Origin of the sequence: Bradyrhizobium sp. CCGUVB1N3 (assembly GCF_024199925.1) — a bacterium.
GTDB lineage: Bacteria > Pseudomonadota > Alphaproteobacteria > Rhizobiales > Xanthobacteraceae > Bradyrhizobium.
Window position 1 is genome coordinate 212,200 of the sequence record NZ_JANADR010000001.1, and the last position, 15,240, is coordinate 227,439.

The following is a 15,240-nucleotide window of genomic DNA, read 5'->3' on the forward strand; positions in this document are numbered from 1 at the left end:
GCTGCTCCGCAGGCCGTTGGGACCAGAGGCGGGAGACGCATCTCCCGCCTCGAGCTTTATTCGCAGGCTTACTTGGCCTTGACCGAGTAGACCGGGGTCCAGCTTGCCGGCGCCAGCACGAGATCCATCTGCAGTTTCGGAACGGTGGTCTTGTCGATCACCGCCGCCACCGGCTGGACAAGGCTCATCACCGGTTTCTTCTCGATGAGACGCACCGCCTGATCGATCGCGATCGCACCTTCGCCGACCGGATATTGGGTTGCGAAGGCGAGGATATCGCCGCGGTTCAGCGCGTCGAGCATGGCCTGGTTTTCGTAGGACGATACGATCTTCAAGTCGCTTCGGCCGGCCTCGGCGACGGCACCGATCGCGGCCTCAGCCGTTGGCGCGGTGCCCCAGATCACGTTCATGCCGGGATAGGCTTGCAGCGCGTCCTGGATCAGCTGGAGCTGTACAGCGACGCCGGAGTCGCCGAATTTCTCGGCCAGAACCTTGGCGTTCGGGTTCTTGGCGACGGCCTTCTTGAAGCCTTCGTTGAAAGATTCCGCCCAGCCCGAGCCAGCCGGTCCGGGGAAGGTTACGATGTTGAGCTTGTCGCCTGACTTGGTCTGCGCCAGCAGGCCTTCGCCGGTGACCTCACCCATGGCGACGAAATCCACATAGTTGGCCGCGGGCAGGGCATTGGGCGGCAGCGGGTTGGTGACGCCGACGACCGGAACGCCCTTGGCCTTCGCCTCTTCGAACTTCTTGCTCAACCCGGCGCCGGAGATGGCTCCGACGATGATGGCATCGGGACCGCTCGCCATGCAGTCATCGAATTGCGAGAGCTGCTTGGGCAGGTTCTCGTAACCGCCGGCTTCGTAGAGATTCATGTTGACGTTCATCGTCTCCGCCTGCTTGACGATGCCGTAGGCGACGGCGACCCAGAAACTGTCCTTCATGTGCGGAAAAAGGACGCAGAGCTTGTACGGTTTATCTGCCTTCGGCAGCGGCGTGTACTCCGCGGCCTTGGGCGTACCCGACGACGTGTCGTAAACCTTCATCGGGAACCATGGCGTTTCGGCTGCGGCCGGTGTCATCGCAGTGGCCGCAAGTGAGAGAGCAGCCAGGCCGAGTGCGGAGCGGATCGGCCGAAGTCGGTTGGGTGAAAGGCATATCGTGCTCGTCATAGCGCAATCCTCAGGGTTCGAATGACAGGTAAGGACCGACGACTTCGGATCCTTTTTTATGCACGCGCCACGCCGCCCGTGGGCGGCGTGGTGGCCGATGGAGATCAGGTCCACATCGCGACAGAGCGACGCTCGAAAACTTCTCGGAACTGCCGTGTGGATTCAGGGAGCAACGCACCGGTGCCCCAGTCGAGGATCACCGCGTGCTTGCGGATCACATCGAACACGTCGATCGCGCCGCTGCGATAGCGTTCGGCCACGACTTCCGGGTCCAGCCGGACATTGGCGACGCGTTCGGCTTTGATCTTGGCGCGCAGAGCTTCGGTTGCGATCTTGTCGACCTCGTAGCTGCACAGCTCTGCATCGATCGTGTGCACCACAACGCCATAGTCCTTGGCGGCGCGCTCGACCGAGACGTAGTCGTCCTTGATGTCCTCAATCACGAGATTCAGATCGCGCTCGAGAGGATCGCCGAATCCGCCGCCGCCCGCCGTTGGACGCGAAAAGATGTCGCCTTCACCGATCGGTACATCCGAGAAGATCGAGCCGAGCCGCTCCTCAGCCTTGCCGCCCGCGCGCTTCAAAGTCAGGCCGTGCGGCATGGAAGGCAGGCCGCCCTCGATGCCCCACACCACGGCGCGCTCGCGGTCGCAGATGTAGGAGATCACGGTCTTTTCGGCCTGGAGCATGCGCGACGTCTTCACCACGCCGGCGCCACCGCGCCATTTGCCGGGGCCGGGGGAGTCTTTCAGGATCTCGCATTCAGTGGTCAGGATCGGATTGGCGCGCTCCTGGCCTTCGACCGGTTGCGACATCAGCCCGGTGCCGAAGCAGGCCGTGGTGACATTGCTGCCGTCCTTTCCGTTTCTGCCCCCCCAGCCGCCCGGAAGCCAGTCGTAGAACATGAAGATCGGCTTGTCGGAGCTGCGCGCATCAAGTCCGCCGGTGAGCAGGTATTCGAGATTGAAGGCGCAGGCGAGCGCTCGTTCCGGCATGAGCTTCGACCACATTTCGTAGATCGAGTTCATGATCTTCTCGAAGGGCATAAGGAAGCCGGTGACTGCGATCGGCCATTTTGCATCGACGATCGAGCCTTCGGGCGCGATGATCTCGAAGCAGCGGTAGAAGCCGGAGTTCAGCGGCAGGTCGGGGAAGAAAGTCTTCATGCCGGCGGCGACGGCCGAGAATGTCGAGCCGAACGCCGAGTTGTAGATCGAACCGATAGTCGGATGGCTGCCGGTGAAGTCGTAGATGACGCGGTCGCCCTTGATCGTCATCTTGATGCGGATCGGGATCATACCTTCGCCGCCGGCCGGATCGCGGTCGATGAAGTCGACAGTTTCCCACTCACCGTCGGGCAGCGCCGCGATCCGCTGGCGCGCGGAGCGTTCGACATAGTCCTGCACGGCGGCAAGTCCGGTCTCGACAGTATCGCGGCCATATTTGTTGACGAGACGCAGGATCTCGCGCCCGCAAACCGCGGTCGCCTCGGCCTGGGCCTGGATGTCGCCGATGATCGAGGCGGGGTCGCGCGTGTTGGACGCGATGAGATGTGCGACGTCCTTCTTGAGACCGTTCTTGTCGAACAGGCGGATCGGCGTGATGCGCAATCCCTCGCGGAACATTTCGCGCGCGGCGACGTCGAACGAGCCGGGCACGCTGCCGCCGACATCCGACCAGTGCCCGTTGGACTGACTGAAGGCGATGATCTTGCCGTCGGTGAATATCGGGCGGATCAGGCGGACGTCGGAAAAGTGCGTGCCGCCGGCATAGGGATCGTTGATGGCGAAGACGTCGCCCTCATGCATGTCGCCATCGAAATGGCGCATGACGTCCTGGCAGGTGAAGTGCAGCGTGCCGACGTGGACGGCGATGTCCTGATTGCCCTGGGCCGCACATTCGCCCTTGGCATCGTGCAGCGCGCTCGAGAAGTCGCGGTTGTAGATGACGAAGGAGTAGCAGGTCCGCAGCACCTGCTCGCCCATCTGGTCGACGCTGGTGATGAAGGAGTTTTTGAGAACCTCAAAGGTCACGGGGTCGAGCGGGAGATCTCCGGCCATGGTTCACTCCTTCACGCGGATGATCATGTTGAGATACTTGTCGACCTCGGCGCCGGCACCGGGCGGCACGACGGTGGTCGCATCGACCTGCTCGATGATCGCGGGGCCTTGGAAGGAGAAGCCGCAGGGGAGGTCGTCGCGCGCGTAGACGGGGGTGTCGAGCCCGTTGCCGTCGAACCAGACCCTGCGGCGGCCGACCGGCTCAGGGATCACGCCGGTCGGCTCGTGAACGGCAAACTCGGCCTTGGGGACGACGCCGACAGCCTTCAGATTGAGGCGGAAGAAGCTGACCGGCGCGCTGTCGCGGCGGAAGTTGTATTCGCGCTGATGCTCGGCATGGAAGCTCTGCACAAGGTCGGCAATCGCGCCGATCGGGCGTGGTGCGTTGACCGCGAGCGAGCGCCACTGGCCGCGATACATCATGTCGATCGAGCGCTGGAGCAGGATGTCCTGCTCCGCGACACCTTCATGGGTCAGTCGCGCCAGCGCGTCGTTCTCGAGTGCGGTGAACTGCGCTTCGATATCGGCAGCGTCGGCGTCGGCCGCGTCGACCATGCTGCTCTGGGAAAAATCGTGCTGCATGTCGACCAGGAGGCAGCCGAGCGCCGAGGTCACGCCGGGGTTGGGCGGTACGATCACGACGGGGATCGCGAGCTCGCGCGCGACATCGACGCCGTGCAGGGCACCGGCGCCGCCGAAGGCCACAAGGGCGAAGTCGCGTGGATCGTAGCCGCGGCTGATCGAGATCAACCGCACCGCATCCGACATGTTGGCGTTGGCCACCTTGACGATCGCGTCCGCTGCCTCGTGCAGGCCAAGGCCGAACGGCTTTGCAACGCCATCCTCGACTGCCCGTTCGGCCAGTGCGGGGTCGAGCTTCACCTTGCCGCCGGCAAGGTTGGTGCCGAGCCGGCCGAGCGTGACGTTGGCATCCGTGTTGGTTGGCTGGGTGTTGCCGTTGCCGTAGCAGGCCGGTCCGGGATAGGCGCCGGCCGATTGCGGGCCGTTACGTAAGGAGCCGGCCGGATCGGTCCAGGCCAGCGAGCCGCCACCGGCACCGATGGTGAGCACCTCGATCGAGGCAAAGCGGATCGGATAGCCGAACTCGATGTGCCAGTCCTTGGTGATGCGTGACTGCCCTTCATAGGCCAACGACACATCGGTCGAGGTGCCGCCCATATCGAGACCGATCGAATTGGGGAAGCCGCAGAGGCCTGCGATGTAGCGGCTGGCGATGGCACCGGCGGCGATGCCGGAGCCGGCGAGGCGCGCCGCAAAATCCTTCACGCTGGCCGGCGTCATCACGCCGCCGCCGGTGTGAAGCAGCAGGAGATCGCGGGAGTAACCTTCGTGGGCGAGGCGATCGCCGAGCCGGCTCGTGTAGTTGACGACGACCGGGCTCACGACAGCATTGGCAACCGTCGTTGAAAACCGCTCGTGTTCGAAGATTTCAGGAAGCACCTGTGAGGAGATCGAGACCGGGATGTCGGGCATCTCCGCGAGCAGGATGTCGCGCATGGCGCGCTCGTTGGCGCCATTGAGATAGGCGTTCATGAAGCACACCGCGACCGCCGCGACGCCCCGGCGCTTGAGGATGTGCGCGACGTTGCGCGCTGCTTCGACGTCGAGCGGTTCGATTACCTTGCCACTGGCGTCGACCCGTTCAGGCACCGTGAGGCGGTCGCGTCGCGGAACATAGGGTTTGACGACGTCCTTGTAGGTGTCCCAGAGATCTTCCTTGTTGGCGCGGCGGATCTCGATGACGTCGCGAAAGCCTTTGGTCGTCACCACGGCGGTGCGGGGCAGGCGGCGCGTGATCAGTGCGTTGGTGGCGACCGTGGTGCCGTGCGAAAACAAGGCGACCTTGGACAGATCAATTCCCGCCTTGGACACGCCGCCCATGATCCCTTCGATGGGATCGCGCGTGGACGAGGTCTTCTCGATCCGGATGAGGCCGGTCGTCTCATCCATGATGCAGATGTCGGTAAAGGTGCCGCCGACATCGACGGCCACACGAAGGTTCTGCACCATGCGTCTTCCTTTCGAACAAGCGTTTCGCCGATCTTAGGCAGATCGGCGGCTTGTCTTCTTGACGCTGAGCGCAGGAAGTTTTGTGCGAGAGAGCGACGGGAGCGCGTGCCTTGACCGTCGGCGGATTGCCTAAGAATCGATCATTCGAACGTCAGGGGACGCAGTTTTCAGGAATTGGAGGCGCGTGAGGTCATTCGCGCCTCGCTCGGTGTACGACCGAACCGGCCGCGATAGTTGCGGCTGAATTGTGCCTGGTCCGCAAAGCCCCATTGATAGGCGATTTCCGAAATGCTCTTGCGGCAATTGGGATCGCGCAGCAGGGCGTCGCACATCGAAAGTCGCTGGTTGCGGATATAGGCGCAGACGGTCATACCCTCTCCCTCGAAAATCTGGTGCAGATATCGAAGCGAGATACCGCAGCCGTCGGCGATCATCTGGGGTGTGAGCCGCATGTCGTCGAGGCGACCGCGGATGAAATGTTCACAGCGATGGAGATGGCCGTTGCGCACGGACGAGGAGTGGCCGGTCAGCACGCGGTCGTCGGACTCGATGGCCATCGCCAGGAGCTCGATCAGATGCTTGCCCATCATCGCGCGTGCCGTCTCGTCCATCTCACCGATGCGTTCGCCGGCGAGCCGCAGCGTGTCGACGAACAGCGCGCCGACGCTCCGGTTGGCATCGAATTGCAGCGTGGCGAGACGTTCGGGGCGTGTGATGCGGGCGCGCAGCACGGCGCTGGGGATTTTCAGCACCCACAGCGCCGCCGGATCATGGTGGCTGAATTCGTAGGGCAGGTGGCTGCGCTCGATCACGAAGGCGCCGGGCCGGCAGCGCACATCCTTGCCGTCCTGCTCGAAGCGGATTTCCGCGAGCTCGGGCACGGTGATCAGGAAGGATTCTTCCCGCTCGTTCTGGAGATGCCGCTCGTGACGCTTGTAGAGCAGACCATTGGCGATGTTTCGGGATACGGAGACGGGCCCCATGGACCAGGCGCCGAGGCTGGCGTTGAAGTCGCTGCGGCTTGGAAAACGCAGGTCCAGCGAGAAATAGGTCCTGGAAACGACGTCCTGCCAGTACTGACGCCGGGCTTGCAACGGAATGTCGGTGGTCGCGTAGGTGACTTCCATGTCTCACTCCCCGCCGCCGGCTGTGTTGCATCCCCGGTCGTCGTGTCCCCGCGCAAGTGTGGCGAGGGCAGCCGGACTGCGTCAAGTCGAATAAAACGGAAACAGATATCTTAGATTTCGATTGCCTCCTCGGGCCGATGCCGGTGTTCGAGGCTCACCGGGGGCCTCGCCGGGCCGACGCCGGCAACCGCAAAGCGCATGAAATCGAGGAACGCCTTGGCGGCTTCCGACAGTTTGGTGTCACGCCGCCAGGCGAGGCCCACGTCCATGCTGGGAACCTCATCCTCGATGACGCGGGTCTCGATCCGCTGCCCTTCCAGCGACCAGGGCCGGTAGATCAGGTCGGACAGAATGGCGATACCCATGCCGCCTGCAACCATGGAGCGCACCGCTTCGACGGAGGAGGTGCGGAAGACAGTTTTCGGTTCGAGCGCCGCGTGGGTCCAATAGCGCATCGAGGTGTGCTTGGCCTCGTCGACGGTGAGCATGACGTAAGGATAAGTCGCGATCTCCGCGAGATGCACCCGCTCCGCGCGGGTCAGTGGATGCTCAGGTGCAAGCCACAGCCGGCGCGGCGACCGCAACAAGGTCTCGCTGACGAGCATGGCATTGTCGCGCAGGTTGGAGACCAGCATCACCGCGAGATCGAGCGCGCCGTCGACGAGCGCACGTTCGAGCACGTCGCGCGGGGCCTCGAACAGCTCGATCGTGATGCCGGGAAAGCTCGCCTGGAAACGCATCTGGTGGCGCGGCAGGAAATAGCCGGACACCGTGTAGGTCACGCCGATGCGCACCGTCCCGAACAGCGGCCCCGCGGACATGTGCGTGCTGCGCACCGCTTCCGCGACCGCAGCAAGAATCTGACGGCCCTGGGACAGGAAACGGCTGCCTTCCATGGTCACGGTCACGCCGTTCGGCGTGCGCTCCAGGAGGCGTGCGCAAACGGTCGCTTCGAGCTGCTGGATCGCCGCGGTCACGGCCGATTGCGAGACGTTGAGGTCCATGGCCGCCTGGCTGATGCGTCCGGTCTCGGCTGCGGCGACGAAATAGCGGATCTGTTTCAGAGAAACGGACATCGCGGTTGTTCCGATGTTTGCATAGCTCATGTCTGGTGTTTCTCAGCCCCAGCGTGCCCATGGCAACTCTCGTGCCGAACGAGGGCGTTTGGTAGGACGGCGCAGACACACCTGTTCGCCCCGACCGGTGCCGGTCGGGGCGCCAGATCGTTCGGACCTCCGGCGACTACGCCAGGGCAGACCGGAGCTTGCCCAGCAACTCCGTGCGGCTCTTGCGGGCTGCAAGCGCCTGATCCATGCCGACCTTGACGAACTTGACCGGCGTGTTGGGCTGAAGCTGCCCGATCAAGTCCATGTCCGCGGCGATGACGGTGCCGACCATGAAATAGCCACCGCCCGAGACTGCGTCACGATGCAGCACGATCGGCTCAGTGCCGCCGGGCACCTGGATCGAGCCGTAGGGATAGCAGGCATCGGTGATGTTGGAGGGATCTGAGCCGGCGCCGAACGGCGGCTCGCGCGGCACGAATTCGAGCGGCTTGCCGCCCTTGAAGCGGTAGCCGATGCGATCGGCTTCGGGCGCTACCTTCCAGGTGTCGGAGAAGAAGCCGTTGCCGGCGGCCTCGGTGATGCGGTGCCAATAGAGGCCCGGCATGGCACGCAGCTCCGTCGGCATGCCCGCCGGCTGGCCGCGCAGATCCTTTGCGACCGTGCGGCCATCCTTCACAGCTGTTGCTGCCTTGCCGACCGGCAGCTCGTCGCCGGCTTCGAGCTTTCGGCCCTTGAAGCCGCCGAGCGCGCCGAGCGCATAAGTCGAGCGCGAGCCGAGAACGACGGGAACATCGATGCCGCCGGCGACAGCGATGTAGCCGCGCGCGCCCTGCTTGAGGAAATCGAACGAGAGGATCTGGCCGCGCTTCACCTTGAAGCTGGTCCATGTCTCGCGCGGTTCGCCATCGAGCTTTGGTGGCAGCTCGGCGCCGGTGACGGCGACCGTGGCGTCCTCGGTGAATTCGAGTTCTGGCCCCATGAACACGGCCTCGAGCACGGCGGCACCTTCCGGATTGCCGACGAGCAAATTGGCCGCCGCGAGCGCGTGACGGTCCATGCCGCCGGAAAGCGGGATGCCGATGTGATAGTAGCCGGGGCGCCCGAGGTCCTGGACGGTGGTTGCAAGACCCGGCTTGAGAACCTTAATGGCCATGGAGGACTCCATCGAGCTTGCGGTTATAGGTATCAATATCGCGGTTGAACTCGGTCAGCGAGAACGAGACGTCGCGAATGATCGGCGCAAAACGCCCGGCATCGACATCGGCGACCGCCGCGTCATAGGCTGCCCTGTCGATCGGCTTCCACTTCACGATGTCGCCCGGCCTGAACAGGCACATGAAGTCGCGCAGATAACTGATCTTCTGATTTGGATCGTAGATCGGCATCGGCGTGATGCCGAACATCTGGTAGCCGCCAGCACCGCGCACTGAATAGATGCAACTGAAACATCCACCGTGCCCGACGGTGAGCTTGGGCGTGTCCGTGCGCGGCCGCAGATATTTCGGTGCCTGAAGCTGCCGCTTGCGCTCCACCATCTGGTAGAGGAAGGGCAGGCCTGCAACGAAGCCGACCATCGAGACGAACCAGGGGGCGCTTGAATGCGCCTTGATGAAGGCATCGACGCTATCGAGCCCGTTGATGCGCGCGGCGTATTCGAGATCGGTGCCGTTGGGATCCTGATGCCGCTCGCGGAAGCGCATCAGGGTCTCGTTCGTCCAGGGATCGTTGTAGAGCACGGGGATTTCGATGATCCGCGTCTTGATCACCGGCTCGGATTTCTCGGACCCCGTATCCAACCGCTTCAGCTCGGTGAGGAGATCGTCGGGCTTGATCTGGTCAGGGTCGAACTTGACCTGATAGGACGCATTCGCCGGGCAGATCTCGGTCACGCCCTTGATCTTGGCGTCGCGCAGCGCATTGGTGACGAAGAGGCTTTTGAAGAATGCCTCCAGCGACATCGCTTCGCCGACTTCGGCGAAGATGTGCTCATCACCGCCAAAGGAAAATCGGGTTTGCATGACTAGCGGCCTCCTGTTGCTGACGGGGCGGGTTCTCTCGCGATCATGGGGCAACCTTTGCGGTCGGCAACGGCGCCGCAAGCGTCGCGGCATGGGACTCCAGCCATGGCTCGAGCCAGGCCGTATGAAAGCGTCCGGCCTGCACATCGGCATCGCGTGCGAGCGCCTGATGCAGTGGCTTCGTCGTCGCCAGACCCTCGACGTTGAGCTCGGCAAGCGCGCGTTCGAGCTTTCGGATCGCTCTCGGCCGGTCCTTGTCATGCACGATCAGCTTGCCGAGCAGGCTGTCGTAGAAGGGAGGCACCGTGTAGCCCTGATAGAGCATGCTGTCGAAGCGTACGCCGTCGCCGCCGGGCACGCCGAGCGCGCTGACGGTGCCGGGATTCGGCAGAAAATTCTTCGCGGGATCTTCGGCGTTGATGCGGACCTCGATCGAATGACCGCTGACACGCACTTCGTCCTGGCGGATACGCAAACGCTCGCCGCCGGCGATCTGGATCATCTCACGCACGAGGTCGATGCCGGTGATCATCTCCGTCACGGGATGCTCGACCTGGATGCGGGTGTTCATCTCCAGGAAATAGAAGTCGTGCGTCCTGTCGTCGTAGAGATATTCGAGCGTTCCGGCGCCGCGATAGTTGACCGCTTTGGCCAGCGCGACAGCAGAGGCGCAAAGCGTTTCACGGACCGCTGGAGCCAGTGAAGGCGAGGGCGCTTCTTCCCAGACCTTCTGGCGGCGACGCTGCAACGAGCATTCGCGCTCGAAGCAATGGATGACGTCGTGTCCGTCGCCAAGCACCTGCACCTCGATGTGCCGCGCGCCTTCGATCAGCTTCTCGACATAGAGCCGGCCATCGCCAAACGCTGCGAGCGCCTCGGCCTGCGCCTGCGGCATCAAATGATGAAACTCGTCCGCCGAGCGTGCGATCCGGATGCCGCGTCCTCCGCCGCCGGCCGCGGCTTTGATCATCACGGGGAAGCCGGTTTGTTCGATCAGCGCGAAGGTGGCCTCGACCGACTCAAGGGGCCCTTGGCTGCCGGGGACGGTCGGAACGCCGGCGGAAGCAGCCGCCTCGCGCGCGGCGACCTTGTCGCCCATCAGCCGGATCGATTGCGCGGTCGGGCCGACGAAGATCAACCCCGCCGCCTCGACGGCCGCCGCGAACTCGGCATTCTCGGCCAGGAAACCGTAGCCGGGATGAATGGCGTTCGCGCCGGTGCTCTTGGCCGCGTCGAGGATGACGGCCTGGTTGAGATAGGATTTGGACGCCTGGGGTGGGCCAATCTCGATCGACTCGTCGGCAAGCCTGACGGCGAGCGAGTCCTTGTCGGCCTTGCTGTAGACCTGGACGGTCGCAATGCCGAGCTCGCGCGCTGCGCGGATGATGCGCACCGCGATCTCGCCGCGATTGGCTATGAGGAGCTTTTTGATCGCCATGGAGATGCGGAAAGCCTCAAACGTCGATTTCGGCGATCGGCTGGCCGGCCATCACGGGTTCCTCGTTCTCGGCGAGGAAACGCAGGATCTTGCCGGCAGCGCCAGCCTTCACCTCGTTGAACGATTTCATCACCTCGATCAGCCCGATCGTGTCGCTATCCGCGACGACGTCACCGTCGTCCTTGTAGACCGGCTTGTCCGGCGCAGGCTTGCGGTAGAAGATGCCCGGAAGCGGCGAGAATATCTGTTGGGTTGCCATGGGTTCCTCGTGACGTGATTGCGTTGGTTGTCGGCGAGCCGGTTCAGCGCGCCGTGAGATAGGGACGGACCGCTTCGCGAACAGCCTCTGCGATCGCTACCGCGTTTGGCGTATCGGAATGGATGCAGATCGAATCGGCGCCGACGGTGATGTCGTTTCCAGCCACCGTCCGCGTCTTGCCTTCGCTCACGGCGCGCGTGCATCGTGAGGCGGCATCGATGGGGTCCTTGGCCTCGTGCTCGCGGGTGATGATGAGGCTGCCGTCGGCGTTGTAGTCGAGGTCGGCATAATATTCGGCGACGAAGGTGTGGCCGCGCCGCTCGTAGACCTTTTGATGCAGCGTTCCCTTCATGCCGAGCAGGGGCACCTTGTAGACGTCGGCCGCATCCGCCACGGCTTCCGCGATGTCCTCGTTCCGCGATGCCATGCCGTAGAGCGCGCCGTGCGGCTTGATGTGATTGAGCGCCATGCCCTCAGCGTCGAGGAACGCCTTGAGCGCGCCGATCTGATAGAGCAGGCAGTTGGCCAGCTCCTCGCGGCTGATTTTCATCTCCCTGCGGCCAAAGCCCTGCAAGTCCGGCAGCGAGGGGTGCGCGCCGACCTTGACGCCGAACTCCTTGGCGAGCTGTACCGTCTTGCGCATGTGATTGAAGTCGGAGGCGTGAAAGCCGCAAGCGACGTTGGCGACGTCGATATGGGGCATCAGTGCCTTGTCGTCGCCCATCTTGTAGAGGCCGTAAGCCTCGCCCATGTCGCAGTTGATCACGACCATGTCTCCATTTCCTCCCAACGACTTTGCAGACGAAGAAGCAAGGCCGTCCGGGGTGCGCCTGGCGTGCCCCGGACGGCGCATTGCCGGCTTACTTGGACACCAGATAGTCGAGCGGAATCTTCTCCGAGATCGTCCACTGATCGACCACCTTTGGCTTGCCAGCCTCGGTGTCGACGATCAGGTAACGGCCCTGGTTCTGATGGTGGATGTCCTTGGTGAAGGTGCGCGGCCCGAACAGTGTGGATTCGTTGTTCATCTTCTCGAGCTCGGCCACGACGGCGGCCGCATCGGTCGACTTGGCGCGTTCAACCGCCTTGGCCCAGACGTCGATCAGGACGTAGCCGGGATAGACGTACTGGCTGGACGGATCGCCACCGGTAACTTCCTTGTACTTCTTGTTGAACTCATTGACCTTGGGATTGGGGTCGTCGCCATAGACCGATCCCTGTACGGGGACATAGAAGTTCGAGAGGTCAGGCACGGCGTTCAGCCAGTAGCTGCCGTCGACGCCGGAGCCGTTCAGGATCATCGATTTGATTCCGGCGGCGCGGATCTGCTTGATGGCCGAAACGGCGCCCGGCATCATCGTGCAGAGCATGATGGCATCCGGTTCCTTCGGCAGGCTCTTGATGCGCGTGATCTGCGAGGCGATCGAGGCGTCATCGTTCTTGAAAGTATCGCTGCCGACGAGCTTCGCTTCCTTCAGATGCGGCATCTGCCAGTCGAAGCCGTCGCAGATTCCCTTGTTATAGACGGTCCAGCTATCGAGCAGCCGGTAGAAGTTGCGCGCGTTCTTCTTGTTGTAGGCCCACTCCGCCATGGTCGCGCCTTGTACGGCCGCGAGCACCGAGGCTGAGAACGAGAAGGGGCCGACGCCGGGAATGCCGGCCTTGATCGACTCCGCGCAGAGGAAGAAGGAAACCTTGCCCGCCGCTTGCGCCTGTAGCGCGGCGGGCGCGCCGAAATCGTAGTCGCAGGAGACGATGACGAGGTCGGCGCCCTGGTCGAGCACCGCAAGTCCGGCTTTGGCGCCTTCGGCCTGGTCGGTCTTGGTGTCGGCGAAGACGGGCTTAATCTTCTTGCCGAGCAGGCCGCCAGCCTTGTTGATCTCGTCGATCCGGATCAGGGCCGCATCCTGCGCCGGCTTGTCATAGGCCTGCATGAATCCGGATGCCGCGGTCGCAAAACCGACGACGATCTCGTCGGCCGCCTGGGCCGGCGTGAACCAGAGCGCGGACGCTCCGGCCAGAATGCCAAGTACTGTATTCAAACGCATGAGCCACTCCTCCAATTGAGCAAACGAACGTCAGTTCAGTTCCTTCAGCGCCGTCTGGACGGGTCGCGCCAGACGCCGCTGCAACGGCCATCCGCGCCAGGAGAATTCCTGGTTGCGGGTCAGTCCCGTGGGCAGGTACATCAGGATGACGATGGTGATGATGCCGATCGCGATCTCCTGGACGCCATTCGGCAATGCGACGGTGTGGCCGCCGAGGCTGATGCCCTTCTCGAGATTGCGGAACAGCTCGATCAGCACCGACATCACGACCACGCCCGAGACGGCCCCGCTGAGGCTGTACATGCCGCCGACCACCAGCATCGACAGTGTGACGAAGGTCGTCCGCAGATAGAACGCGCCCGGATTGACGATGCTGAGGAAGTGAGCGTAAACGGCACCGGCGAGCCCGATGATGAAGGCGCTGACGACGAATGCGATGAGCCGCTCGCGGACGATGTCGATGCCGGAGGCGCTTGCGGCGACCGCTTCGTCGCGCGTGGCGCGGAGCGCAAGCCCCGAGCGCGAGATCGAATAAAGGTAAGCGATCGCGATAGCGACCCCCGCACCGAGCCACCCGATCCAGACATTCATGGTCGGCGGAATGCCGACGATCGAGCCTTGTCCGCCCGTCACCGAGTCCCAGTTCGAATAGACGTTGTTGACGACGCCGAGCAGGCCGAAAGTCGCGATCGACGCGGCGATGCCCGACAGGCGCATAATCACGCGCCCGATGATCAGCGCGAACAGTGCCGCGAACACGCCCGAGATCGGGGTCGCCACCCACATGGGCAGTTGGGTATGCAGCAGCCAGGCCGGCAGTCCCTTGAGCGTGATCGACTTCATGACCGGCGGGATGGCGAGCCAGGCGGTCATGTAGGCGCCGAGGCACATGAAGCTGATATGGCCGAATGACAGGAGGCCGGAATTGCCGACGAAGACGTAGAGGCCGACGACCACCATGATGTTGATGAACATCTCGACCGCGGTGCGGTTGAAGGCCCGGCTGCCGAATTGATAGGTGAGGGCGGCCATGATGAGCAGCGCCACGATCAGGATGATCGGTGTCACGATCGTCTGCCGGATGACGGATGGTCGCGTCGACATTCGATCAGACTCTCTGCTTGGCGGATTTCGGTGCGAACAGGCCCTGCGGCCGCACCAGGAGCACGACGATGACGGCGCCGTAGACGAAAGCGTCGCGGAACACGCGGGCGTCATGCGGCAAGGTTGCCTGGAACACGACGCTCGCCCCGCCGATCAGGAAGCCGGCGGCAACCGCTCCCGGAATGCTGCCGAGACCGCCGATCACGGTCGCAATGAAGGCGATCAGCATCACATTGGCGCCCATGCCGATGTCGGCGGTGCCGGAGTTGGTGGCCAGGATCAGGCCGATCGCTGCGGCCAGCATGCCGCTAATGGCGAAGGCCAGCAGGATCACGCCATTGGCGCGGACGCCGAGCATGCGGGCCATGGTGAAATTCTCGGCCGCCGCCCGCATCTCCAGCCCATAGCGCGTTCGCTTGAGGAACAGGACGAGCACGATCAGAACGACCAGCGTAATGACGATGGTCACGACCTGCAGCATCGGGATGTGAGCGCCGAGGAACTCCACCGGCAGGCCGAGGCTAGGCCACAGCGTGATTGATTTTGGCCGGCTCGAATAGAGCATCAGCAGGAGGTGCCGAATGACGAAGCCGAGCGCGAAGGATGCGATCATCATCGTCGCCGGATTGGTGTTGCGGAACCGGCGGAAGACGACGATCTCCGAGAGGATCGACAGCGTGGCGCCGATCAGCAGGAGAAGCGGGATCAGCAGATAGAACGGCAGTTGACCTGCAAACACGACCGCCGCCGCACTGATCGACGGCCACAGCATGGCGAACACGCAGAAGGCGATGAAATCGCCATGGGCGAAATTGACGAGCCGCATGACGCCGAAGATCAAGGCGATTCCGAGCGCACCGAGGGCGTAAAGGCTGCCGAGGCTCAGGGCGTCGAAGACGATCTGCAGGATCTCCGTCAT

Annotated in this window: 13 protein-coding genes; all 13 read right to left on the reverse strand. The window is 63.4% G+C overall.

Features of this window, described 5'->3' with window-relative positions:
- Positions 1–68: 68 nt before the first annotated feature.
- Positions 69–1,169 (reverse strand): TMAO reductase system periplasmic protein TorT, encoded by a 1,101-nt coding sequence (torT, locus tag NLM33_RS00940; protein ID WP_254093876.1) that lies wholly within the window; start codon positions 1,167–1,169, stop codon positions 69–71.
- A 104-nt stretch (positions 1,170–1,273) separates the two neighbouring features.
- On the reverse strand, positions 1,274–3,229 hold the full coding sequence (locus NLM33_RS00945; protein WP_254093877.1) for a hydantoinase B/oxoprolinase family protein: 1,956 nt from the start codon (positions 3,227–3,229) through the stop codon (positions 1,274–1,276).
- Between the two features lie 3 nt (positions 3,230–3,232).
- Complete coding sequence (locus tag NLM33_RS00950) at positions 3,233–5,257, reverse strand: hydantoinase/oxoprolinase family protein (RefSeq protein WP_371930099.1); 2,025 nt, start codon at positions 5,255–5,257, stop codon at positions 3,233–3,235.
- Positions 5,258–5,427: 170 nt separating this feature from the next.
- Complete coding sequence (locus tag NLM33_RS00955; RefSeq protein WP_254093879.1) at positions 5,428–6,387, reverse strand: helix-turn-helix domain-containing protein; 960 nt, start codon at positions 6,385–6,387, stop codon at positions 5,428–5,430.
- Positions 6,388–6,497: 110 nt separating this feature from the next.
- Positions 6,498–7,463, reverse strand: a complete 966-nt coding sequence (locus NLM33_RS00960; RefSeq protein ID WP_254105614.1) for a LysR family transcriptional regulator — start codon at positions 7,461–7,463, stop codon at positions 6,498–6,500.
- Between the two features lie 166 nt (positions 7,464–7,629).
- Positions 7,630–8,607: a biotin-dependent carboxyltransferase family protein gene (locus NLM33_RS00965; RefSeq protein WP_254093880.1), complete on the reverse strand. Its 978-nt coding sequence runs from the start codon at positions 8,605–8,607 to the stop codon at positions 7,630–7,632.
- Positions 8,597–9,472: an allophanate hydrolase subunit 1 gene (locus NLM33_RS00970; protein WP_254093882.1), complete on the reverse strand. Its 876-nt coding sequence runs from the start codon at positions 9,470–9,472 to the stop codon at positions 8,597–8,599. The genes NLM33_RS00965 and NLM33_RS00970 overlap by 11 nt, the downstream gene beginning before the upstream one ends.
- A gap of 43 nt (positions 9,473–9,515) precedes the next feature.
- A complete protein-coding gene (locus NLM33_RS00975; protein ID WP_254093884.1) occupies positions 9,516–10,910 on the reverse strand; it encodes an acetyl-CoA carboxylase biotin carboxylase subunit in 1,395 nt (464 codons plus the stop codon).
- 16 nt (positions 10,911–10,926) lie between these two features.
- On the reverse strand, positions 10,927–11,169 hold the full coding sequence (locus tag NLM33_RS00980) for an acetyl-CoA carboxylase (protein WP_254093886.1): 243 nt from the start codon (positions 11,167–11,169) through the stop codon (positions 10,927–10,929).
- Positions 11,170–11,212: 43 nt separating this feature from the next.
- Positions 11,213–11,941, reverse strand: a complete 729-nt coding sequence (locus NLM33_RS00985; protein WP_254093888.1) for a LamB/YcsF family protein — start codon at positions 11,939–11,941, stop codon at positions 11,213–11,215.
- 88 nt (positions 11,942–12,029) lie between these two features.
- Positions 12,030–13,217 (reverse strand): ABC transporter substrate-binding protein, encoded by a 1,188-nt coding sequence (locus NLM33_RS00990; protein WP_254093890.1) that lies wholly within the window; start codon positions 13,215–13,217, stop codon positions 12,030–12,032.
- A 30-nt stretch (positions 13,218–13,247) separates the two neighbouring features.
- Entirely contained in the window at positions 13,248–14,321 is a 1,074-nt protein-coding gene (locus NLM33_RS00995; RefSeq protein WP_254093892.1) for a branched-chain amino acid ABC transporter permease, read from the reverse strand.
- A 4-nt stretch (positions 14,322–14,325) separates the two neighbouring features.
- On the reverse strand, positions 14,326–15,240 hold the full coding sequence (locus NLM33_RS01000) for a branched-chain amino acid ABC transporter permease (RefSeq protein ID WP_254093894.1): 915 nt from the start codon (positions 15,238–15,240) through the stop codon (positions 14,326–14,328).

Coding starts and splice junctions, on each gene's coding strand:
- torT (WP_254093876.1), bottom strand. CDS start 1,169: ATGACGAGCACGATATGCCTTTCACCCAACCGACTTCGGCCGATCCGC.
- NLM33_RS00945 (WP_254093877.1), bottom strand. CDS start 3,229: ATGGCCGGAGATCTCCCGCTCGACCCCGTGACCTTTGAGGTTCTCAAA.
- NLM33_RS00955 (WP_254093879.1), bottom strand. CDS start 6,387: ATGGAAGTCACCTACGCGACCACCGACATTCCGTTGCAAGCCCGGCGT.
- NLM33_RS00960 (WP_254105614.1), bottom strand. CDS start 7,463: ATGTCCGTTTCTCTGAAACAGATCCGCTATTTCGTCGCCGCAGCCGAG.
- NLM33_RS00965 (WP_254093880.1), bottom strand. CDS start 8,607: ATGGCCATTAAGGTTCTCAAGCCGGGTCTTGCAACCACCGTCCAGGAC.
- NLM33_RS00970 (WP_254093882.1), bottom strand. CDS start 9,472: ATGCAAACCCGATTTTCCTTTGGCGGTGATGAGCACATCTTCGCCGAA.
- NLM33_RS00975 (WP_254093884.1), bottom strand. CDS start 10,910: ATGGCGATCAAAAAGCTCCTCATAGCCAATCGCGGCGAGATCGCGGTG.
- NLM33_RS00980 (WP_254093886.1), bottom strand. CDS start 11,169: ATGGCAACCCAACAGATATTCTCGCCGCTTCCGGGCATCTTCTACCGC.
- NLM33_RS00985 (WP_254093888.1), bottom strand. CDS start 11,941: ATGGTCGTGATCAACTGCGACATGGGCGAGGCTTACGGCCTCTACAAG.
- NLM33_RS00990 (WP_254093890.1), bottom strand. CDS start 13,217: ATGCGTTTGAATACAGTACTTGGCATTCTGGCCGGAGCGTCCGCGCTC.
- NLM33_RS00995 (WP_254093892.1), bottom strand. CDS start 14,321: ATGTCGACGCGACCATCCGTCATCCGGCAGACGATCGTGACACCGATC.
- NLM33_RS01000 (WP_254093894.1), bottom strand. CDS start 15,240: ATGACGGAGATCCTGCAGATCGTCTTCGACGCCCTGAGCCTCGGCAGC.